The organism is Salinarimonas soli, assembly GCF_008386575.1.
GTDB classification, from domain to species: Bacteria; Pseudomonadota; Alphaproteobacteria; order Rhizobiales; family Beijerinckiaceae; genus Salinarimonas_A; species Salinarimonas_A soli.
The window spans coordinates 85,549-108,066 of record NZ_VUOA01000019.1 but is presented as its reverse complement, the minus strand read 5'-3'; the positions used below and the strand labels follow the sequence as shown (position 1 = coordinate 108,066).

The following is a 22,518-nucleotide window of genomic DNA, read 5'->3' as shown; positions in this document are numbered from 1 at the left end:
TCGCTTGCTCCGGCTGCCATTCCGCAGCCGAAGCCCTCTCACCGCACGGCGGGGAGAGGAGTTGAGAGCCCTACTCCGCCGCCATCGGGCGGTAGGCGGCCGGGTCGTAGTTGAGGATCGGCGAGAGCCAGCGTTCCACCTCGTGGATCGCCATGCCCTTGCGCTCGGCATAGTCCTCTACCTGGTCGCGCTCCACCTTGGCGACGCCGAAATAATGCGCGTCCGGATGCGCGATGTAGAGGCCCGAGACCGAGGAGCCCGGCCACATGGCGTAGGACTCGGTGAGGCGCACGCCGATACGGGGCTCGGCCTTCAGCAGGTCGAACAGGGTCGCCTTCTCGGTGTGATCGGGCTGGGCCGGATAGCCGGGCGCCGGGCGGATGCCGCGGTATTCCTCGCGCACGAGATCCTCCATGGTGAAGGCCTCGTCCGGGGCATAGGCCCAGAACTCCCGGCGCACCCGCTCGTGCATGCGCTCGGCGAAGGCTTCCGCCAGGCGGTCGGCGAGCGCCTTGACGAGGATGGAGCCGTAATCGTCGTTGGCGCGCTCGAAGCGCTCGGCGATGCGCACCTCCTCGATGCCCGCCGTCACCACGAAGCCGCCGACATAGTCGGGAAGCCCCGTCTCCTGCGGCGCCACGAAATCGGAGAGGCAGAGGTTCGGCCGCCCGTCGCGCTTGGAAAGCTGCTGGCGCAGCCCGTGGAAGGTGGCGAGCCGCTCCGACCGGCTCTCGCCCGTGAAGAGCGCGATGTCGTCGCCGACGCTGTTGGCCGGCCAGAAGCCCAGCACGGCCTTCGGGTTGAACCAGCGCTCCTCGACGATGCGGGCGAGCATCGCCTGCGCGTCCTCCCAGAGCTGGCGCGCCGCGGGCCCCTGGACCTCGTCCTCCAGGATGCCGGGGAAGCGGCCCTTCAGCTCCCAGGTGGAGAAGAACGGCGTCCAGTCGATATAGGGCACGAGATCCGCGACCTCGTAGGTGCGGAACACCCGGGTGCCCGTGAAGGTGGGCTTCGGGGGCTGGTAGGCGCTCCAGTCGATGCGCATGCGGTTGGCGCGGGCCTTGTCGAGGGACAGGCGCTGCTTGTCGATCTCGGCCCGGGCGTGGGCATCCGCCACGCGGCGGTACTCGGCCCGCACGGTCTCGACGTAAGGGCCCTTCGCCTCGGGCGAGAGCAGCGAGGAGACCACGCCGACCGCGCGGCTCGCGTCCGTCACGTAGACCGTCTGGCCGCGCTCGTAGGCCGGGTGGATCTTCACCGCCGTGTGGACCCGGCTCGTGGTGGCGCCCCCGATGAGGAGCGGCACCTCGATGCCCTGGCGCTCCATCTCGGCGGCGACATGCACCATCTCGTCGAGGGAGGGGGTGATGAGGCCCGACAGGCCGATCACGTCGACGCCCTCGCGCTGCGCCGTCTCCAGGATCTTCTGGGCCGGCACCATCACGCCGAGGTCGATGACCTCGTAATTGTTGCAGGCCAGCACGACGCCGACGATGTTCTTGCCGATGTCGTGCACGTCCCCCTTCACGGTTGCCATGAGGATCTTGCCCGCGGCCGAGCGCTGCTCCAGCCCCGACGCGGCCTTCTCCGCCTCCATGAACGGCATGAGATAGGCCACCGCCTGCTTCATGACGCGGGCCGACTTCACCACCTGCGGCAGGAACATCTTGCCCGCCCCGAACAGGTCGCCGACCACGTTCATCCCCGCCATGAGTGGGCCCTCGATGACGTGGAGCGGGCGCTCGGCGGCCCCGCGCGCCTCCTCCGTGTCGGCCTCGATGAACTCGGTGATGCCGCTCACCAGCGCGTGCTCCAACCGCTTCTCGACGGGCCAGGAGCGCCATTCGAGATCGGCGCACTTGGCCGCCTGCTGGCCGTCGCCCTTGTGGCGCGGCGCGGCCTCCAGAAGGCGCTCGGTGGCGTCCGGGCGGCGGTTGAGAACCACGTCCTCGCACAAGTCCCGCAGCTCCGGATCGAGGTTCGCGTAGACGCCGAGCTGGCCCGCATTGACGATGCCCATGTCCATGCCGGCCCCGATGGCATGGTAGAGGAACACCGTGTGCATCGCCTCGCGCACGGGCTCGTTGCCACGGAACGAGAACGACAGGTTCGACACGCCGCCCGAGATATGGGCGTGGGGCAGGGTCTCGCGGATGGTGCGCGCGGCGTCGATGAAGGCGACGCCGTAGCCGTCATGCTCCTCGATGCCGGTCGCCACCGCGAAGACGTTCGGGTCGAAGATGATGTCCTCCGGCGGGAAGCCCACCTCCTCCGTGAGGATCTTGTAGGCGCGCCCGCAGATCTCGACCTTGCGCTCGTAGGAATCCGCCTGGCCCTGCTCGTCGAAGGCCATGACCACGACGGCGGCGCCATAAGAGCGGCAGATCCGGGCCTGCTCCTTGAACGCCTCGATCCCCTCCTTCATGGAGATCGAGTTCACGATCGCCTTGCCCTGGAGGCATTTCAGGCCTGCCTCGATCACGTCGAACTTCGACGAGTCGACCATGACGGGCACGCGGGCGATGTCGGGCTCGGCCATGGCGAGGTTGAGGAACTCGACCATCGCCTTTTTCGAGTCGAGCAGGCCCTCGTCCATGTTGACGTCGATGATCTGGGCGCCCGCCGCGACCTGGTCGCGGGCGACGTCGAGCGCCGCCGGGAGGTCGCCGTTGGTGACGAGCTTGCGGAACTTGGCCGAGCCCGTGACGTTCGTGCGCTCGCCCACGTTCACGAAGGGGATGTCGGGGGTGAGCACGAAGGGCTCGAGCCCTGACAGACACATCATCGGGGACACGCTCGGAACGCTACGCGGCGCCTTGCCGGCGACCGCTTCCGCGACGGCGCGGATATGGGCCGGCGTCGTGCCGCAGCAGCCGCCCACCATGTTGACGAGCCCGGCGGAGGCGAACTCGGCGAGCATCGTGGCCGTGGCCTCCGGGCGCTCGTCGTAGAGGCCGAACTCGTTGGGCAGGCCCGCATTCGGATAGGCGCAGACGAGGGTATCGGCGACCTTCGACAGGGCCGCGATGTGGGCGCGCATCTCGCGGGCGCCGAGCGCGCAGTTGAGGCCCACCGACAGGAGCGGGTCGGCGTGGCGGATCGAGTGCCAGAAGGCCTCCGGCGTCTGGCCCGACAGGGTGCGGCCGGAGAGGTCGGTGATCGTGCCTGAGATCATCACCGGCAGGCGCACGCCCCGCTCGCGGAACACGATGTCGGCGGCGACGATCGCGGCCTTGGCGTTGAGCGTGTCGAAGATCGTCTCGATGAGGACGATCTGCGCGCCGCCATCCACGAGGCCGCGGATCTGCTCGGCGTAAGCGTCGCGCACCTCGTCGAAGGTGACGGCGCGGTAGCCCGGATTGTTGACGTCGGGCGAGATCGAGAGCGTGCGGTTGGTGGGGCCGACCGCGCCCGCCACGAAACGGCGCCGCCCGTCCTCCCGTTCGGCCAGGACCGCCGCCTCGCGGGCCAGCCGCGCGCCCTCGCGGTTGAGCTCGTAGACGACCGCCTCCAGGCCGTAATCGGCCTGGGCGATCGAGGTGCCCGAGAACGTGTTGGTCTCGACGATGTCGGCGCCGGCGCGGAAATAGTCGAGGTGGATGCCCCGCACCGCGTCGGGCTGCGAGAGGATCAGGAGGTCGTTGTTGCCCCGCTGATCGTGCCCGTGATCCTTGAACCGCTCGCCGCGATAATCCGCCTCGCCGAGCTTCAGGTTCTGGATCTCCGTCCCCATCGCCCCGTCGAGGACGAGGATGCGCTGGGCAGCCGCCTCGCGCAGGGCGTTGAGGATTTCAGGGCCGTCGGCAAGGCGGATGTCGGACATCGAAAGGTCTTCTCGTTGGTTCGTCCCCCCTCTCCCGGATGGGAGAGGGGTCGGGGGTGAGGGTGGCCAGGTCGGACCAGCTCGCTCGCACCCCTCCGCTCCCGATTGTCATGGCCGGGCTTGACCCGGACATCCAGACACCGCGGAGACCTGGGTCCCCGGCCTCATCATGAGCCTGTCGAAGGACAAGCCCGGGGATGACGGTGGTGGCGTGGAGGGGGCTCGCGATACGATCAGCATGGCACCCTCACCCCTAGCCCCTCTCCCATCCGGGAGAGGGGGGTCCCCTCACGCCGCCACCCGCGTCGGCTCTCCGCTCGCCTGCGCCCGCAAGCCCAGCAAGTGGCAGATCGCGTAGACGAGGTCGGCGCGGTTCATCGTGTAGAAGTGGAAGTCCGTGACGCCCCGGTCCACGAGGTCGATGACCTGCTCGGCCGCCACCGCCGCCGCGATGAGCTTGCGGGTCTCGACGTCGCCCTCCAGGCCCTCGAAGCGCGCCGCGAGCCACGCCGGCATCGAGGCGCCGGTCTTGGCCGCGAAGTTCGCCGCCTGCTTGAAGTTCTGGACGGGGAGGATGCCCGGCACGATCGGGATGTCGATGCCCCGCGCCCGCACGCGGTCGAGATAGCGGAAGAACAGGTCGTTATCGAAGAAGAACTGGGTGATGGCCCGGTCGGCGCCCGCGTCGACCTTCGCCTTCAGGGCGTCGATGTCGGCGTCGAGCGAGGCGGCCTCCGGGTGCTTCTCGGGGTAGGCCGAGACCGAGACCTCGAAGTCGCCGACCCGCTTGATGCCCGCCACGAGATCGCAGGTCTGCTCGTAGCCCCCCGGATGGGCCTCGTAGGCCGTGCCGGGACCCGCCACGGGGTCGCCGCGCAGGGCCACGATGTGGCGCACGCCCGCATCCCAATAGGAGCGGACCACCTCGTCCACCTCCGTACGGGTCGCCGCCACGCAGGTGAGGTGCGCGGCGGGCTTGAGCGCGGTCTCGCGGACCAGCCGCGAGAGCGTGTTGTGGGTGCGCTCGCGGGTCGAGCCGCCGGCCCCGTAGGTGACCGAGACGAAGCTAGGCCCCAGCGGCGCCAGGCGCTCGATGGAGGCCCAGAGCGTCGCCTCCATCTCGGGGGTCTTGGGCGGAAAGAACTCGAAGGAGACCCGGATCGGACGCGCGCCGTGGCGGCTGGGGCGGAAGGCGGACGTCATCAGGCGACCTCGCGGTTCGACAGAAGGGGCCAATCGGTGATCACGCGCGGGTCCTGCGCGAGCCAGAGGGAGACGGTGAGCTGGTCGCGGCCGGCCGTCGGGGGCGCGAGCTCGCGGCCGGCGAGGGTGTCGAGGCCCGCTTCCGCGAGCCAACCCCTCACCTGCTCGCCCGCGAAGCCGAGGCGCCGATGCGCCTGGCGCTCGCGCAAGAACTCGAGATCGTGCGGCGCGAAATCCACCACGAGGAGCCGGCCGCCGGGCGCCAGAAGGCGCGCCGCCTCGCGCAGCGCCCGGGCCGGGTCATCGAGGTAATGCAGCACCTGGTGGACGATCACGAGGTCGAAGGCATTGCTCTCCAGGGGCGGGGCGTAGATGTCGCCCTGGCGCAGCTCGATGCGGGCAAGGCCCGCCTTCTCCAGGTTGGCGCGCGCCACCGACAGCATGGCGTGGCTGGCATCAAGGCCCACGACCCGGCTCGCGCGCGGGGCGAGAAGCTGGAGCATGCGGCCGGTGCCGGTGCCGAGATCGACGAGCGCCCGGATCGGCTTTCCCCCGAGCGTCTCGAGGATCGCGGCCTCGACGGCCTCCTCCGGAACATGGAGCGAGCGCAGGCGGTCCCATTCGGGGGCGATGCGGGCGAAGTGCGACAGGGCGGTCTCGGCGCGCTGCGCCCGCACCGCCGCGAGCCGGTCCCGGTCCGCCGCGACCCGCCGGTCCCCAGGATCGATGCCGGCGAGCACCGGCCGCAGCATCGCGCCGGCGGGATCCTCGGCGAGGCGGAAGAACGCCCACGCGCCCTCGCGATGGCGCTCCACGAGGCCGGCCTCGACGAGGAGCTTCAGGTGACGCGAGATGCGGGGCTGCGACTGGCCGAGAATGTCGGTGAGGTCGGAGACCGACAGCTCGCCCTCGCGCAGCAGCGCCAGGATCCGCAGCCGCGTCTCCTCGCCCGCGGCCTTGAGGGCGGTCAGCGCGTCGTCGAGGTTGAGAGGCGGACGCTCGATCACGGCGTGGTCTTTCTCGCTAAGAGATATAAAGATATCTTTATATCAACGAGAGTGGACACGCAAGCACGACGCGCGGAGGGAGACGCGTCCCGCTCCCCTCCCCCTTTGCGGGAACGGGTTGGGGGGTGGAGGTCGTGAAGTCGGAGCTGGCGGGCAGGTAGGGGGAACGCGGGCCGGTACAGGCTTATTCTGCAACGGACGATCTCACGTCCCGAACCCTGCCCCTCCCCGCAAGCGGGAGGGAGAGCGGCGGCGCTCGTTCATGCTGGAGCGCGCCTCGCCCCTGCCGGTCACCGGGGACCGGTGCAGGCCTCACGCCTCGCGAAATCTCAAGCCCGGCCGCTCTCGCGCAGGAGCGCGTCGAGACGGGCCTGCTCGTCGGGGGTCAGGGCCGCGACCGCGGGTGTGCGCCGGCGGCGCAGGGTGAGGGCGAGACCGAGGGCGCCGGCGCCGAAGACGGCGAGCGGCGTGAGCCACAGCCAGACCGTGTGAAGCGAGAAGGGCGGCTTGAGCAGCACGAACTCGCCGTAGCGCTGGACCAGGAAGTCACGCACCTGAGCGTCGCTGTCACCCGAGGTGAGCCGCTCGCGCACGAGGACCCGCAGGTCCTTGGCGAGCGGTGCGTCGGAATCGTCGATGGACTGGTTCTGGCACACGAGGCAGCGCAGGCCCGACGAGATATCGCGGGCGCGGCGCTCCATGGCGGGATCGCGCAGGATCTCGTCCGGCTGCACGGCGTGCGCCGAGGCGAGCGGGGTCGCGAGCAGCAGGAGCGCGAGGCCGATGCGGGGAAGGCTGCCCATGGCTCTCTCCTACTCGGCCGGCGCCGGAACGCTCGCCATCTGGCCCTGCGGCTCCGGGCGGCGGCGCTTGGCGACCGCCGGTGCGCCGACGCGGAAGCGCCGGTCGGTGAGCGACATCGCGCCGCCCGCCGCCATCACCACGGCGCCGAGCCAGATGAGAAGGATGAGCGGCTTGTAGAACAGGCGGATGCCCACCGTCCCGTTCGCCTCCTCCCCGGCCGAGATGTAGATCTGGCTCACGCCCCGGGTCATGATCCCGGCCTCAGTGGTCGGCATGTTGCGGGTCACGTAGAGCCGTTTCATCGTGTCGAGCTCGCCGAGGTCGCGGGTCCCGTCCATGATGCGGAAGCGGATCACGTCCTCGCGGTAGTTCGGCCCCGTGCGCGGGGTCACGCTCAGGAGCTCGGCGGTGTAGCCGCCCACGGCCTGCCGATCGCCCGGCCGCATGCTCACGATGGTCTCCGTCGACCAGGCGGAGGCCGCGATGCCGATCACCGTCAGGCCGGCGCCCGCATGGGCCAGCACCGTTCCCCAGGTGGAGCGCGGCAGGCCTGCGGCGCGCTTGAGGCCGACGCCCAGCGACGTGCCGGACGCGAAGGCCCGCGACACGATCTCCTGGAACGCGCCGAGGATGAGGAACAGCCCCAGGCCGATGCCGAGCGGCGCCGCCACGGGCCCGCCCCGGGTCACGGCGAGCAGGCCCACCACCGCGAGGAGCGAGAGGCCGATGGCCGCCGCGAGGCGCTGGGCGACGCCCAGGAAGTCGCCGCGCTTCCAGGCCATCATCTGGCCGAAGGGCACGAGGAGGAGCACGGGGACGATGATCGGCAGGAACACCGTGTTGAAGAACGGCGCGCCGACCGAGATCTTCGCCCCCGTGAGCGCCTCGAGCGCCAGGGGATAGAGCGTGCCGGTGAAGATCGTGGCGCAGCCCGTGGCGAGGAAGAGGTTGTTCACCACGAGCGCGCCCTCGCGGGAGACGGGGGCGAAGAGCCCGCCCTGCCGCAGGAGCGGCGCCCGCCAGGCGAAGAGACCGAGCGACCCGCCGATGAACACCACGAGGATGCCGAGGATGAACACGCCGCGCGCCGGATCGACGGCGAAGGCATGGACCGACGTGAGGACGCCCGAGCGCACCAGGAAGGTGCCCAGCAGCGAGAGCGAGAAGGTCAGGATGGCGAGCAGGATCGTCCAGACTTTCAGCGCGTCGCGCTTCTCCATCACCACGGTGGAATGGACCAGCGCCGTGCCGGCGATCCAGGGCATGAGCGAGGCGTTCTCGACCGGATCCCAGAACCACCAGCCGCCCCAGCCGAGCTCGTAATAGGCCCAGTAGGAGCCCATGGCGATGCCGAGCGTCAGGAAGGCCCAGGCGGCGAGCGTCCACGGGCGCACGGCCCGGGCCCACACCGCGTCGATCCGCCCGTCGATGAGCGCCGCCATCGCGAAGGCGAAGGTGATCGAGAACCCGACATAGCCGATATAGAGCAGCGGCGGATGGATCGCGAGGCCGGGATCCTGGAGGACCGGGTTGAGGTCCTGCCCCTCGAACGGCGCCGGATCGACGCGCGCGAAGGGGTTCGAGGTCGCGAGCAGGAAGAGCAGGAATGCCACCGTGATGCCGCCCTGCACGGCGAGCGTGTTGGCCCGCAGCCGGTCGGGCAGCGCGTCTCGCGCCAGCGCCACCACGGCCCCGAACAGGGCGAGGATGAGCACCCACAGGAGCATCGAGCCCTCGTGGTTCCCCCACACGCCGGAGATCTTGTAGATGAAGGGCTTCGTCGAGTGCGAGTTCATCACGACGTTGAGGACCGAGAAGTCCGACGTCGCGTAGGCAAAGGTGAGCACGCTGAACGAGAACAGGATGCAGGTGAAGACCGCGAGCGCCGCGGGCCCGGCGACGCCGATGAGCACGGAATCGTCGGTGCGCGTGCCCCAGAGCGGCACGACGAGCTGCACCACCGACAGCCCGAGGGCCAGCGCGAGCGCGAAATGTCCGGCTTCGATCAACACGGCGCGCGAACTCCTTACTGACTGACGGGCGTGGCGAGGGGGGGCTTCGCGGCGGCACCCTGGGGGCCGGCGCCGGGCTGCCAGTGTCCCTGGCTCTTCAGGGCGTCCGCGACCTCGCGGGGCATGTAGGTCTCGTCGTGGCGGGCCAGGACCGTCGAGGCCTTGAACACGCCGTCGGGCCCGAGCACCCCCTCGGTCACCACGCCCTGCCCCTCGCGGAACAGGTCGGGGAGCAGGCCCACATAGGTGACCGGGATCGATCCCGTGGCGTCCTCGACCCGGAACTTCACCGATTGCGAGGGCCCGCGCTCCACCGAGCCGGCCTGGACCAGCCCGCCGAGACGGAAGCGCGTGCCGGGCTGAACGTTCTTCTCCGCCACGGTCTGGGGCGAGTGGAAGAACATGATCTGGTCGTTCATGGCGAAGAGCACGAGGCCCAGGGCCGCGGCGAGGACGAGGCCGGCGGTGCCGATGAGGGTGAGGCGCCGCTGCTTGCGGGTCATGGCCTGGCCTCCTGGCCCATCGAGCTTGCGAGGGCGTCGAGACGGGCGAGCGCCGCCGGATCGCCGGCAAGCGCCCGGCGGGCCCCGGCGAGGGCCGCCGCCGCCTTGTCGGGCTCGCCCAGCACCATGCGGGCGCGCACGAGCCGCGTCCATTCCTCGATCGAGCCGCCCTGCCCCTCGAGCCGCGCCGCGAGGCCCTCGACCATGCCGCGGATCGCGGCGCTCTGGTCGGCGGGCGGCATCGCCGCGATGTCGACGGCGGGGCCCTGGAGGGCGGCGAGGCGCTGGCGCACCAGGGGCAGCCAGGGGGCATCCGCGGGCGCGGCGGCGATGAGGCTCTCGTAGCGGCCGATCGCGGCGGCACGGTCGCCGTCCTGCTCGGCGGCGCGGGCGAGGTAGAACTGCGCCTTGGGGGCTGCGGCGTCGGCCGCGACCGCCTTGTCGAAGGCCGCGCGGGCTTCCGCCGAGACCACGCCGTCGCCGGCGTTCACGAGGGCCTCCCCGAGATTGGCGTAGCGGTCCGCGTTGCCGCCGAGCGCCCGGATCGCGGCCTCGTAGGCCTTCGCGGCGTCGGCGAAGCGGCCGGCCCGCATGTAGACGGGGGCGAGAACCTCCCAGCCGCGCCCGTCCTCCGGGCTCTTGGCGAGATGCGCCTCGATCTGCGCGACCGCCTGGCCGAGATCCATGGCGGCCGGATCGGCGGGCGCCCGCGCCGTTGCCGGCCTGCCGGGAAGCCCGGGCGAGCCAAAGGCGCCATAGGTCGCGAGCGCGAGGAGCGGCACGATCGAGAGGGCGAGCGTCGAGGCCGCGCGGCGGCGGCGCAGCGCAGGCTCGCCCTCCTTGTCGACGATGTGGTCGACCGCCGCATTGGAGCGCAGCAGGCGCCGGCCGGCCTCGGCCCGCGCGGCCTCGGCCTCCCGCGGCGAGAGCAGCCCGCGGCCCATGTCGCGCTCGATCTCGGCGATCTGATCCCGGTAGAACGCGGCGTCCGCATCCGGTCCGCCGGCCGCCTCGGGCCGGCGCGACAACGGCCACAGCACGGCCATCACGGCCGCGCCGGTCATCACCGCGAAAAGGATCCAGATGGTCATAGGCATGATGTACAGCGCGCGGCCCTTCTAAACGACTAGCAGACGTGGCGACACACTGTCACGTCGTTGATTTTACACGGGAAAGAAGGAGTTACTTGGCGCCTCGCGCAACTCGGGACGAACGCGGATCGGTGGAATGCGGAGGCCGACGGCCGCGCTCGCTCCCTCCGGGGGGCCTCGCCTGGGCCTGGGACCGCAAGACAACATCCTGTCCCGGCTAAGCTTTCCCATCCGACCCTAGCGTCCGGCCGCCCTCCGTCAACCCTGATGACGGGGATCTGCGGCGGCCGAAGGCGGGCGGGCGCCTCGATCCCGCCGGGGTTGCGGGGGCGCGGTCCTCGCGGCGGGGTCGAGGCGCCCTGGCAGGCTTGCGGCCTCGGCCGGGACGACGCTGCCGACCGGCGCCACTCACGCCCCGTCGCCGGGCAGTTCCAGCACCGCCCGCAGGCCGCCGAGCGAGGCGGTCTCGAGCTTCAGCGAGCCGCGATAGAGGGTGGCGAGGTCGGCCGCGATCGAGAGGCCGAGCCCGGAACCGGGCTTGGTCTCGTCGAGGCGCTGGCCGCGCTTGGGCATCGTGGCGAGGCGGTCGGGGGGCATGCCCGGGCCGTCGTCCTCGATGGTCATGCACCACAGGCTCCGCTCGGGATCGCTCGGGCGGACCGTCACCGTCACCCGGCTCGCCGCCCATTTGGCGGCGTTGTCGAGGAGGTTGCCCACCATCTCCTCGAGGTCCTGCCGCTCGCCGCGAAAGCGCAAGGCGGCGGGCACGGCGGCGTCGATGTCGAGGTCCTTGTCGCGGTAGATCTTCGGGAAGGTCCGGGCGAGCGCGTCCACCACGGGCGCGACCTCCGTCATCGTCCCGAGCGTACCGGCGAGCGCCGCCGCGCGCGCCCGGTCGAGGTAATAGCCGATATGGCCGCGCATGAGCTCGGCCTGCTCGCGCACCTTCGCGGCGAGCGGCCCGGACCCGGCATCGGCCTCGTTGACGAGCACGGAGAGCGGCGTCTTCAGGGCATGGGCGAGGTTGCCCACCTGCGTGCGGGCGCGCTCCAGGATGTCGCGGTTGGTGTCGAGCAGCAGGTTGAGCTCGCCCGCGAGCGGCGCGATGTCCTTCGGGTAGTCGCCCGCGATCCGCTCCGACTCGCCCCGGCGCACGGCGTGCACCGCGCTGCGCAGCCGGGTGAGGGGCTGGAGGCCGAAGCGGATCTGGAGGAGCGTCGTGAGGGCGAGCGCGATGCCGAGCACGCTGAACGTCGCCCCGAGCGCCAGGGTGAAGCGATGGACCTCCTGGCGGATCTCCGCCGCGGGGCCCGCCACCCGCACGACGAAGCGCCCGTCCTCGCCTAGGTCGATGTCGCGCTCGACGACACGCAGCTGGCGCTCGTCCGGGCCGCCGATATAGCCCTTGCGGATCTCCCCGAAGCGCCGCTCGTCGCTCTCCGCCGAGAGGCTCGCGAGCACGCTGCCCAGCAGCGAGCGGGAGGTGCGGATGTCGCGCACGCGGGCGCCGGGCCGGGCCACCTGCCAGTACCAGCCCGAGAGGGGCAGGACGAAGCGGGGATCGCCCACCCCGCCCGCCTCGCGCTGCTCCAGGGCGCCGGGGGTCACGAGGTCGGAGGCGAGGTCGTTGGCGTAGACGAGGAGCCGCTGGTCGAAGCCCCGCTCCGTGATCTCGCGGAAGCCCGCCACGAGGAGCAGCCCCGCCACGAGCAGGATCAGCACGCTCCAGAACAGGGCCGAGACCGCGAGGCGGACCGCGATGGAGCGTTGCGCGAGGGGCGTCACGGCCATGGCGGCCTCCACCCCCTCACGCCTTGGCCTCGACGAGGTAGCCCAGGCCCCGGACCGTCTGGATGATGTCGACGCCGAGCTTCTTGCGCAGGCGGCCGACGAACACCTCGATCGTGTTGGAATCGCGGTCGAAGTCCTGGTCGTAGAGGTGCTCGGTGAGCTCCGCGCGGGAGACGATGCGGCCCTTGTGGTGCATGAGGTAGGACAGGAGCCGGTACTCGTGCGAGGTGAGCTTGATCGCGGTGCCCTCGACCAGCACGCGGCCCGAGCGCGTGTCGAGGCTCACGGGCCCGCAGGCGATCTCGCTCGTGGCGTGGCCCGCCGCCCGGCGCAGGAGCGCCCGCACGCGGGCGAGCAGCTCCTCCATGTGGAAGGGCTTCGTCACGTAGTCGTCTGCCCCCGCGTCGAAGCCCGACACCTTGTCGCTCCAGCGGTCGCGGGCCGTGAGGATGATCACGGGCATGCGCAGGCCCGCCCGGCGCCAGTTGCCGAGCAGGGTCACCCCGTCGGTCTTCGGGAGGCCCAGGTCGAGGATGACGCAGTCATAGGGCTCGGTCTCGCCGAGGAACTGGCCCTCCTCGCCGTCGAAGGCGTGGTCGACGGCGTAGCCCGCGCCCTCGAGGGCGCCGACGATCTGCTGGTTGAGGGTCTTGTCATCCTCGACGACGAGAAGGCGCACGGCGGTCGTTTCCTGTGGGTTCAGTGCAGCGCGGCGACCCGGCCCGACGTGGCGTCGACGGTCACCTCGACGAAGCGCCCGTCCCGGCGCAGGGCGGTCAAGATATAGACGAGATCCTTGCCCTTTTGACACAGCTGGGCGCGCAGGACGTCGGCTCCCGGCGCCGCCCGCCGCGCCGCGTTGAGGGCGACGAGGGGCGACACCACCTGGTTCGACGAGATCACCTCCCGCATGTCGCCCTGGGACAGGCAGCCCTCGGCCGCCGCCGGACGCGCCGCGGCGGCGAGGGCGGCCAGAACCACGAGAACGGAGACGAGGCGATGCATGGGACGACCCTGAGCGACGGCGACTGAATGCGCCCTGAATGGCTCCGCCTGATCGAAGCGGAGCCGGGGCGCTCCAGCATCAACGCGCAGGCGCCGTTTGCGATGCGGGGCGCGACCTCTCAGCCCGCGGACGCCCCCGGCCGGTTCGCCGGGGCGGCGTAGACGCCGAGGAACCCCAGCCCCGCGTTGACGAGGCCGACGAGGAGGTAGCCCCACCAGGGCATGGCGGCATCGGCGGGGATCGAGACGGCGGCCGTGCTGGTGCCGGCGAGGCCCGCCGCGAGCGCGCCCGCGAGCGCCTTCGAGACGGGAGCAAGCGTGGTGGTGTCGAGGGTCATGGTCGCTCTCCTTGTGCGATGGGTCAGACGGGGAAGCCCTCGCGCCAGGCCCAGGCCCGGGCGTCGAAGCAGGGGCAGCTCTTCAGCCATTCACGGGGCTCGACGACGCCGTCGCCGTCGAGGTCGGGCGAGAGGTCGCGGTGGCCCAGCACGCGCGCGCCCGGATAGCGGGCGACGAGCTCGCCCACGAGCGCCCGCAGGGCGGTCCATTGGGCGGGGGTGAAGGTGTCGGCCGGGGCGCCCGTGCGGTCGTCGAGGCCGCCCACGAGGCAGACCCCGACCGAGCGGGCGTTATGGCCCGCCACGTGGGCTCCGACCGCATCGAGGGGCCGCCCGGCCTCGACGGTGCCGTCGCGCCGGATCACCCGATGATAGCCGATGTCGGAGAAGCCCCGGGCGAGATGCCAGTCGCGGATCTGCGCCGCGGTGACCGCCTGACCGGCGCGGGTCGCCGAGCAGTGCAGGACGATGAGGTCTGTGCGTGAGCGCACCGCCATGGAAGCCTCCTTGAGACGACAAAAGCCGCCTCGGGACGAGGCGGCTCGAATGGTCGGGATTCCGGTTCCTGAAGATTAAGCGTCAATCGGCTCCCGCGTTGACGGAGCGGCAGGTCGGGTGGTCCTCTACGGCGTATCAGGGGCGCTCGATCGGACGGCGGCAATGAGACCTACGACATGCGCGCTTTGCGATTCCGCTTCCATCGATCGGCAGGACGGACGGCGGCCGGACGGCCCCACCCCCTGCGACGCCGCGCACCCGGAGCATTGGAGCAGCGTGAAGGACATGGCGTCCCGCCTGATCGCCCTCGAGCGAACGGCCTGCGACCGGCTGCGCCTGAGCTGGGCGAGCCAGGACGCGAGCCGCCCGGCGGAGAACCGGCCGGCTCACTGACATCGGGCCGTCACGAAACGGGCGCAGGGATCGCTTCGGGAGCCGCATCGACCGGGGGCCGCAGCATGGACGAGCAGCACGCCGCCTGCGCCGCGGCCGCGGCGCCCGACGCCCGGTGGCCCCTCGTCGTCATCGGCTTCGGCGGCTTGCTGACGCTCGGCTGGATCCTGGGGATCGCCTACGCGCTCCTGTGGCTCGTGGACGTCGTCTAGGGCCGATCAGTCCGCGCCCTCGATGGCGCCCGCCCGGTGGCAGGCCTCCAGGAACAGGGCGACGCAGCCCATATAGGCGATCGCGATCCACACCATCGGTACCCCTCCCACGAACCGGCTAACCTGTCCCCCGCTGCCGGACGGCTTGTCCGGCGTCGACTCAACCTGGGCGGTTTTCTTCAGTCCGAAGCCCATTCGTTAAAGCCGGGTTAACGCTCCCGGCAAGGTCGATCTGGCCTCCGGCGAGACTATGGCAAGAGGTTCCCACAGATTCGGGACCGCGCGCCGAGCACAGCCGCCCCGGTGCCCGTGAAGCGGATGCGCGCCTCGACCGCGTCGCCCGCGTCGAGGGCGAGCACCGCTCCCGTGGCGACGCCGGACACCCCGTCCACGAGACCCGCCGCCCCGGCGGCCGTCCCCGTCACCGCGATCGCGTTGCGATGGAGCGCGATCTCCATCGCGGCGGGCACGGCGCCGGTGCCCTTCAGCGTGGCGGCGGCGTCGATCCGGTAGACGCCCGCGGCCGGCGCCGTGAAGCGCCCCGTGGCGGGGTCGAAGCCGCCGCCGTCGTTGAGGGCGGCGAGGTCGTAGGGAATGCGCGTCCAGGCGCCCGCCGGCACGGCGGGATCGCCGCCGATCGTGGCGAGGAAGCGCGCCGCCCCGGGAAAGCGCGGCACCCCGCTGGACCGGCTCACGCGCAGTGCCTCGCGCCATGCCGACCCGTCCGCCGACACCTTGAGGACGAGGTCGTCGTCGCCGATGAGGCCGAGCTCCGCCCGCCCCTGGAAGCCGGACTGGAAGAGGAGCGACAGCACGTCCGCCGGGCCCTCCTTGTTGAGGGTGTAGCGCAGGTCCCCGTCGCCGCCCTCCGCCACGGGGCGGGCGGTCCACAGGGCCTTGTTAAGGCGCGCCGCGAAGGGGTTCGTCGCGTCCGCCGCCGTGCCGAGGCCGAGCCGCTCCAGCTGCTGGACGGAAGGCGCCCCGAGCGGCGTCCAGGCGCCGCTGCGGTGAACGAGGAGCGCTCCCTCGGCGAGAGCATAGGCGATCCAGCCCTCCTCCGGCGCGCGGAAGGTCCAGGCGCCGTCGAGCCGCACGGCCACCTGGCCCGCCCGCCCCGCCCAAGCTCCTGTCGGGGCGGGCCCGACGATAAAGCGGGCCCCCTCCCCCACGTCGCCCGGCGGATCGGCGAGGTCCCGGCGGACAATCGCGAGCTGCGCCAGGGCGTCGAGGAGCACCAGGGCCTCGTTGTGGGTGACATGCTTCTGGGCCTGGCCCGCCGCGATGAGGGGCAGGCCGAGATGAGGGGTCTGGGTCATGGATGCGTCCGGGTTCTGAGAGAGGTTGGCCTGTCAGGCCAGAACATCGAGCACGGCTCCGGCGGCGGCCCCACGCCCGGCGACCCGGCTCGTCTGCGCGACGCGCACGGCGAGGGCCGCCTGCGGCGCGCCGAAATCGGCGACCTCCAGGGCGGCCGGGTAGAGGGCCGAGGGCGTGGCGGCGGTGAGCGTCCGGCGCACGACGCCGCCCGCCAGGATGTCCACCTCGTAGGCCTCGCCGTCCTCGCCGAGCGGCACGTCCGCGGGCTCCCAGGCGTCGTCGTCCCGGCGGGTGCGCCGGATCCAGGCGATGGCCACGCCGTCGGGGGTCCGCCGCGCCCGCAGGTGCACGGGGGCGAGGGGGCGCAGAGGGTCGAGGCCCGCCGTCGCGGTCACCTCGACCACCGAGCCGTCGCCCGGATCGACGCGGGCCGGCCCGACGCGATAGACCTGCGGTCGCCCGATGTCGCCGGGGGCGTCGGTGAGCGGCACCAGGGCGTCGTCGAGCATCACGAGGCTCGCGCCGGGGGAGAGCGTGCGGGAGGCCGCCGCCTCGCTCCCGCCGAGGCCGCGCAGGAGGCGGGTGAGCCGGTAGCGCCCCTCGCCCACGAGCTCGACGTCCGCCGCCGAGAGGATCTCCCTCACGCCGTCCGGCCCCTGGAGCGCCATGAGGTTCGCCCCCGCGAGCGCCGCGCCCTCGCTCACCGCCTCCAGGACACCCGTCGCCATCTCGACCTCCAGCACGGCGCCACGGTCCCAGCGCCAGAGAGGGCCCGGCGGGAGCGTCGAGAGCGTGCGCCCGGTTCGGGCGGGGCGCTCGGCGCTCGCGTGCGGCACGAAGCCGTCCTCCCCCGCCCGCCAGACCGTCATGGGACCGGGCCAGGGCTCGGCCGCAACGGCGAGGTATTGCAGGATCGTCGGCTCGCCGTCCGAGGCCGGCAGGTCGAGGACGATCGGAACCGGTCGCCCGGGAAAGAGCGGCGGCTTGCGCGGCGGGCGGGGAGCCGGGACCGTGGCGCCGGCGAAGATCGCTGGCTCGGCGCCCCGGGTCTCCACGCGCCGCACCGGCCCGTCGGCGATCCGCACCACCCGGTGAAGGCGCGCGCCGCCGGCGGTGGGCAGGGCGAGCAGGTCGCCGGGCTCGATGGCGATGGCGCGCGGGGAGAGCGCGAAGGCCGCCCCCTCGCGGGCCGCCCACACGTCCTGGAGCCAGGCATCGGCGAGCGCCTGCGCCTGGTCGCGGCGCAGCACCGCCGCCACCTCGGCCCGCGCCTCCCGCCCGCTCGCGACCGCGAGGCGCCGGGAGGCGACGGCGGCGCGCCGGTACTCGGTCTCGCCGTCGATGAAGGAGAGCGTCATCTGCCGGGGCAGGTCGGTCTCCTGGGCGCGGGTGAGGCGCAGCACGGGCTCGTCCTCCACCACCGCGAGCTCGCCCGGATCGAGGGCGCGAAGGGCCTGCGCCCCGCGCCCCTGCCCGCGCAGCACGCCGCCCGAGGCCACGAGGTCGGCGCCGAAGAGGCGCAGGATCGGCTCCAGCGCGCCCCGCGCCGAGACCGGGCGGTCGATCACCGCCCCGTCGAGGAAGCCGTCGAGGGCGAGGTCGAGAGGCGCCGCGATCCCCTGCTCGGCGAGCACAGCCGCGACCAGCCGGTCGAGGGGCACGCCCTCGAGCCGTCCCGTGAGCCAGTGTCCCGTGCGCCAGTTCTCCCCGTCGGCCCACACGTCGGTGTAGTCCGGGAAGGCGGGGAAGGGCCTCGCGTCCCACGCCCAGACATAGACGTGCGAGGGATCGACCATGCGCCGGGTCCCGCCCGCGATGAGCGGGTTCATCCCCGCCTCGTGGCCCGGCAGGGCGGGATCGAAGCGCGAGAGGATGGCCTCCAGGGCGCGGGCCTGGACGAGGTCGTCGCGGGCGCCCGACGAGAAGGGCGGATAGGCCGATTCGGAGCTCTTCGGATCGGGGAAGACGTTGGGCCCGTTCGCCCCCTTGTCGACCGCCGGCACCCCGATCTCGGTGAGCCAGATCGGCTTCGACCCCGGCACCCAGGCGGTCGCGCCGATCTCCAAGCCGCCCCGGCGCTCCACGTGCGGCAGGCTCCACCAGGACACGAGATCCTTCGCGCGAAACATCCACGCCTTGCCGTAAGCTCTGTCCGCGATGGGGGTTCTCGTCTGCGAGGCCCGGTCGGCGTCGGAGGCGTAGTACCAGTCGAACCCCTCGCCGGACGCGAGGCGGCGGCGCAGATAGGCCGTGTCGCAGGGCCCGCGCGCCTCCGCCGCGTCCCGGTGGCCGGAGCCGTCGCGCCAGTCCGAGAGGGGCGGATAATAGTCGATCCCCACCGCGTCGATGGCCGGGTGCGCCCAGAGCGGGTCGAGGGGGAAGCGCACCTCGGCGCCCCCCTCGAGGACATGCGCCCCGTACTCCGTCCAGTCCGCCGCGTAGGTGATCCGCGTGGCGGGGCCCAGCACCGCGCGCACGTCAGCGGCGAGCGCCGCGAGCGCGGCGGCCGCCGGATAGACGCCGCTGCCGGCGCGCACCCGCGTGAGCCCCACGAGCTCGGAGCCGATGATGAAGGCGTCGACGCCCCCGGCCGCAAGCGCGAGATGGGCATAGTGCAGGATCAGCCGCCGCAGGCTCCATTCCTCCGGGCCCGCATAGCCGACGGCGCCTCCAGCGACCCAGAAGTGCCCCGGCGCGCAGGTGCCGACGAGGGCCGCGACCTGGGAGCCCGCGGCGGGCGTCCCGTCGGGCGTGCCCGCGCGGCCGGGAGCGGGATCGCAGGTGATGCGCCCGCGCCAGGGAAACGGGGGCTGCTCGGGCCGGCCATAGGGGTCGGGGCGACCGTTGCCGGCCGCGATGTCCATCATGACGAAGGGATAGAGCGTCACGGCGAGGCCGCGCCGCTTCAGCTCGTGGACGAGGCGGATCAGGCTCTCGTCGGCGGGCGTGCCGCCATAGGCCGGGCGGCCGTTCACGTGGCTCACCACCCGGGCGTTGGCCCGCGTCAGCCCCGCTGCCGACCAGGTGGCGCCGTAGGTGTCCCGGTCGGGGGCCTCGGTGCGCGGGGCGATGGTGCAATGGCCGGCCCGCAGGTCGTCGCCGAACCAGCTCGCCACAACGGAGACGCGCTCCAGGTTGGGGCAGAGCGCCTGGAGGGCGTCGAGGGAGGCGTGGACGTCGGCGCGGGCGAAGAGCTGGTGACGGTTCTCGGGCCGTGTCGAGACGGGCCCCACCAGCCGCACCACCTCGCCCGGCGCATAGGCGAACTCGCTCGCGCCCGGGATGAGGCACACGGCCCGGATCATCCGGGCGAGCCCGTCCACGGGCCGCACCACCTCGAAGGCGAGCTGCGGGATGCGATTGCCGAAATCGGCGAGGGGCAGCCGCTCGAACACCGCATAGGCGAGCCCGCGATAGGCGGGGACGCTCCCGGCGCCGATGCGGGCGACGAGGAGCGGATCGGGCTCCTGGCTCTCGCCCCCGCCATGGATGCGCATCTCGACGAGGCTCAGGTCGAGCTCGCGCCCGTCCGCCCACACCCTTCGCACGAAGGCGATGGGCCCCTCGCACAGGCCCACCGCGAGGTTGACGTGGTAGCTGTACTCGGTGCGCTTGGTGCTCGGCGCGCCCTTGGAGCGCCCGCGCTCGCGGATCACGGTCGCGGTCTCCTCGATGGGCGTCGCCCAGATCAGCTGGCCGCCGACCCGGGCGCGGCCATAGACCCGCGGGATCGGCGCGCCCTCCGTCGAGCTCAGCACCTCGAAGTCCTTGAGCCGCGGCCCCTCGACGGTGCGCCCGCCCCCGCTCGTGGCGGCGCTGAGCAGGGACGCGTCGATGGCGGCGCCCGCCGCGGCACCGATCGCCTGGCCGATGGCGGCGCCCACGGGCCCGCCCACGATGGAGCCGAGGACGGAGCCCGCGACCTGGAGCACGACGGTGGCCATGGGGCCTCCAAGGATTTGAGAGTTCGAGGCGGGCGCGAGGCCCGTCAGGGAAAGCGGAACACGCCCACGACCCGCCGCCGCCAGACCCGCAGCGACACCTCCGCCACCACCGCCCCGGCATGGGCGTGGACGATCGCGTCGGGCCCCGTCGCGATGGCGCAATGGCCGGCGGGGGCGCCGTCGCGCCAAGCGAGCAGCAGGACCGCCCCCGGCCCGATCCCCTCGGCCGGCACGCAATGGCGCGCGATCGCCTCGCGCAGGAGGTCGCGCCCCGTGGCGGCCCAGTCGGGCGGATAGGCGGGCGGCGCCTCGGGCTCCGCCCCCACCACCTCCCGCCACACCCCGCGCACGAGGCCGAGGCAGTCGCAACCGACCCCTTTGAGCGAGGCCTGATGCCGGAACGGCGTGCCAATCCAGCCGCGCGCGGCCGCGACGATGGGGGCGGAGGGGGTCATGACCAAATCCCTCACCCCGCGCCCCGCAGCAGGAAGTCCGTGCCGGGCATGTGGGGGAAGCCGCGGAAGTTCGTCGCGTTGGCGAAGCGGTCGCGGCAGGTGGAGAGGCTCTTGTCGCAGCCCGCCGTGACCTGAAAGGTGTCGCCCGGCCCGATCGGACGGGCGGCGCGCTGCCACAGGCTCAAGGACCCGCCGCGATGCGCCCTGACCTCGACCGCCGTGCCGGCATTGAGCCCAGCCGTCCAGCGCAGGCGCCCGCCCGTGAACAGGCCCGGCGCGTAGCCCGCGAGCGCAGGGGCCGTGATCTCCAGGGCGCCGTCGGTGGAGGCGACCGCGCCCTCGTGGCGCAGGGCCGGGGCTGAGAGGTCCACCCGGCAGCGGGCGTCGCCGAGATCGGCCGAGCAGGCCGCGCCGTAGAGGCGGCCGCGCTCCTCGTCGAGGCGGTGCATCAGCCCACGCAGCTCCGCCACGAAGGCGCCGTCGGCGCGGCGGATCTCGCCCAGATGCGCCACGTCGAGGAGGAGCCGGTGCTCAGGCTCGGCCCAGTCCACGAGCCAGGTCTCCACGCTCGCGTCGTCGTAGAGCCCCGCCGCGAGGTCGTCCTCCGTGATCCCCGCCGAGGTGAGCGCGCCCGCCACCTCGCCGCCGCCCACGGCAAAGCCGAGCTCGCTCGTGGCCTCCGCCGCGTCGAGGCCCGTGCGGGCGGCGTGGACGCGGCCCGCGAATGCGACGTCGCGGTCATGGTCGGTGAAGCCCAGCACCGCGCCGTCGCGGCGGATCAGGGCCCAGCACCGGCACAGGGAGGCGGTCTCGCGGCCCAGGCGGGCCGCGAGCTCAGGGGACAGGGTTCGCATGGGGGTCTCCGGCGGAGAAGCGCGCGACGCGGCGTCACGAAACGCATCGCCCCCCGCCACGGCTCAAGCGAGCCGGTGCGAGGGGCGTATAGGCCTAGTCGCCTTGAAGCGTGGGTCAGGTGGCCTTGGACAGGCCGTCGAACTCGCCCCGGTCAAGGGTGCCGTCGCGGCTCGTGTCGGCCGCCGCCACCGCGTCGGCGATGTCGGTGGCGTCGAGGATGCCGTCGGCGCCGGCCATGCGGGCCAGGGCCGAGGCGGCGAAGCCTGTGGCGGCGGCGAGCGCGGCGACCTCGTCGCCGTCGAAGCGATCGTCGCCGCCATGGAGCGGCGCGCCGTCCGCGCCCCTGGCCTGGATCAGGAAGTCGAACACCTCGCCCGTGGTGAGGGCGCCGAGGTGAGCGGGGTTCGAGCCGTCGATGGCGGCGAAGAGCGGGTTCGTGGCCTCGGCGCCGCAGGTGGGCCCGCAGCAGGGCTCCTCGTCGTCCGCCGCCGGCAGGAGCAGGTCGGCCAGCTCGTCGCCGGACAGGGCGCCGGAGCCGTCCGTGTCGCCGCTCTCCACCGCCCGCTGCAGGTCGGCGATGTCGAGATAGCCGTCGGAGCCCGCGAGCGCGGCGAGCTTGCCCTCGTCGAGGCCCGTGGCCTTCGCGAGCGCCTTGAGCTCGTCGCCGTTGAAGCGGTAGTCGCCCCCGTGCAGGTGGCGCCCGTTGCGGTCCTTCGCCGCGACGAGGAAGTCGAACAGCTCGCCCGCCGTCACCGCGCCGGAATGGCGCCGGCTCGGCCCGTCCATGGCGTCGAGGAGGCTGTCGCCCGTGGGCGCCGTGCCCGGCGCGTCCACCTCGCCGATGGCGGCGTTGGGGAGCGGCGCGTTGCCGATGCAGCCGCGGGTGATGCCCCGCACCTCCTTGCGGCTGAGCAGGCCGTTGTCGCCGCGCACGCCGTCGGCGTGGTCGGCGATGCCCATGCGGGCCACGAGCTCGCCCATGGAGACCTTGCCGTCCTTGGCCGAGCCGTCGGCGCCGTCGACCATCGAGAGGTCGGCCCCCTTCAGCTTCGCGGCCTTGGCGAAGGCCTTGAACTCGCCGGCGTCCAGCACGCCGTCCTCGCCGGCATGGCGCGCCGCGAGATCGACGAGGGACCCGAACGAGGCGAGCCCGCGATCGTAGCTGAGGCCGTCTTTGCTCATCGTCCCGCCTTCTCTCTATCTATTGTAGGCATAATCGATGATTTATTATGCATGAGAGAGCCGGCGATCCAAGGCGGCGCTCCGG

General features: G+C 72.5%; 18 protein-coding genes. 1 reads left to right on the top strand and 17 read right to left on the bottom strand.

Annotation, left to right across the window (positions count from 1 at the left end; all coding sequences use genetic code 11):
• Positions 1–70: 70 nt before the first annotated feature.
• From metH to F0L46_RS09590, 12 genes are all read right to left on the bottom strand, one after another.
• A complete protein-coding gene (gene metH, locus F0L46_RS09645) occupies positions 71–3,823 on the bottom strand; it encodes a methionine synthase (RefSeq protein WP_149816947.1) in 3,753 nt (1,250 codons plus the stop codon).
• A gap of 288 nt (positions 3,824–4,111) precedes the next feature.
• Complete coding sequence (metF, locus tag F0L46_RS09640; RefSeq protein WP_149816946.1) at positions 4,112–5,026, bottom strand: methylenetetrahydrofolate reductase [NAD(P)H]; 915 nt, start codon at positions 5,024–5,026, stop codon at positions 4,112–4,114.
• Complete coding sequence (locus F0L46_RS09635; RefSeq protein WP_188311906.1) at positions 5,026–6,033, bottom strand: ArsR/SmtB family transcription factor; 1,008 nt, start codon at positions 6,031–6,033, stop codon at positions 5,026–5,028. The genes metF and F0L46_RS09635 overlap by 1 nt, the downstream gene beginning before the upstream one ends.
• A gap of 329 nt (positions 6,034–6,362) precedes the next feature.
• Positions 6,363–6,836, bottom strand: coding sequence for a cytochrome c-type biogenesis protein (locus F0L46_RS09630; RefSeq protein ID WP_149816945.1), 474 nt, complete (start codon positions 6,834–6,836; stop codon positions 6,363–6,365).
• Positions 6,837–6,845: 9 nt separating this feature from the next.
• Positions 6,846–8,849, bottom strand: coding sequence for a heme lyase CcmF/NrfE family subunit (locus F0L46_RS09625; RefSeq protein WP_149816944.1), 2,004 nt, complete (start codon positions 8,847–8,849; stop codon positions 6,846–6,848).
• Positions 8,850–8,863: 14 nt separating this feature from the next.
• The gene (ccmE, locus tag F0L46_RS09620) at positions 8,864–9,352 is read right to left on the bottom strand and encodes a cytochrome c maturation protein CcmE (protein ID WP_149816943.1); all 489 of its coding nucleotides are present in this window, start codon (positions 9,350–9,352) and stop codon (positions 8,864–8,866) included.
• A complete protein-coding gene (gene ccmI / locus F0L46_RS09615) occupies positions 9,349–10,443 on the bottom strand; it encodes a c-type cytochrome biogenesis protein CcmI (protein ID WP_149816942.1) in 1,095 nt (364 codons plus the stop codon). Before ccmI ends, ccmE begins: the two co-directional genes overlap by 4 nt.
• Before the next feature lie 408 nt (positions 10,444–10,851).
• Complete coding sequence (locus F0L46_RS09610) at positions 10,852–12,234, bottom strand: sensor histidine kinase (RefSeq protein WP_188311905.1); 1,383 nt, start codon at positions 12,232–12,234, stop codon at positions 10,852–10,854.
• A 16-nt stretch (positions 12,235–12,250) separates the two neighbouring features.
• On the bottom strand, positions 12,251–12,913 hold the full coding sequence (locus F0L46_RS09605) for a response regulator transcription factor (protein ID WP_149816940.1): 663 nt from the start codon (positions 12,911–12,913) through the stop codon (positions 12,251–12,253).
• Positions 12,914–12,933: 20 nt separating this feature from the next.
• Positions 12,934–13,239: a PepSY domain-containing protein gene (locus F0L46_RS09600; protein WP_149816939.1), complete on the bottom strand. Its 306-nt coding sequence runs from the start codon at positions 13,237–13,239 to the stop codon at positions 12,934–12,936.
• Positions 13,240–13,358: 119 nt separating this feature from the next.
• Positions 13,359–13,577: a hypothetical protein gene (locus F0L46_RS09595; protein ID WP_149816938.1), complete on the bottom strand. Its 219-nt coding sequence runs from the start codon at positions 13,575–13,577 to the stop codon at positions 13,359–13,361.
• A 23-nt stretch (positions 13,578–13,600) separates the two neighbouring features.
• Positions 13,601–14,074, bottom strand: coding sequence for an N-acetylmuramoyl-L-alanine amidase (locus F0L46_RS09590; protein ID WP_149816937.1), 474 nt, complete (start codon positions 14,072–14,074; stop codon positions 13,601–13,603).
• A gap of 459 nt (positions 14,075–14,533) precedes the next feature.
• Between F0L46_RS09590 and F0L46_RS26100 the strand changes: the two genes are divergently transcribed.
• Entirely contained in the window at positions 14,534–14,680 is a 147-nt protein-coding gene (locus F0L46_RS26100; protein WP_188311904.1) for a hypothetical protein, read from the top strand.
• Positions 14,681–14,928: 248 nt separating this feature from the next.
• Here the strand turns inward: F0L46_RS26100 and F0L46_RS09585 are convergent, their stop codons facing one another.
• The 5 genes from F0L46_RS09585 to F0L46_RS09565 all read right to left on the bottom strand — a co-directional run bounded on the left by F0L46_RS09585 (position 14,929) and on the right by F0L46_RS09565 (position 22,433).
• Positions 14,929–15,996: a DUF2793 domain-containing protein gene (locus F0L46_RS09585; RefSeq protein WP_149816936.1), complete on the bottom strand. Its 1,068-nt coding sequence runs from the start codon at positions 15,994–15,996 to the stop codon at positions 14,929–14,931.
• Positions 15,997–16,029: 33 nt separating this feature from the next.
• Positions 16,030–19,941, bottom strand: coding sequence for a baseplate multidomain protein megatron (locus F0L46_RS09580; protein ID WP_149816935.1), 3,912 nt, complete (start codon positions 19,939–19,941; stop codon positions 16,030–16,032).
• 44 nt (positions 19,942–19,985) lie between these two features.
• Positions 19,986–20,396, bottom strand: coding sequence for an NlpC/P60 family protein (locus tag F0L46_RS09575; protein WP_149816934.1), 411 nt, complete (start codon positions 20,394–20,396; stop codon positions 19,986–19,988).
• An 11-nt stretch (positions 20,397–20,407) separates the two neighbouring features.
• Positions 20,408–21,250, bottom strand: a complete 843-nt coding sequence (locus F0L46_RS09570) for a phage/gene transfer agent baseplate hub protein (RefSeq protein ID WP_149816933.1) — start codon at positions 21,248–21,250, stop codon at positions 20,408–20,410.
• A gap of 115 nt (positions 21,251–21,365) precedes the next feature.
• A complete protein-coding gene (locus F0L46_RS09565; protein ID WP_149816932.1) occupies positions 21,366–22,433 on the bottom strand; it encodes a hypothetical protein in 1,068 nt (355 codons plus the stop codon).
• Positions 22,434–22,518: the final 85 nt, after the last annotated feature.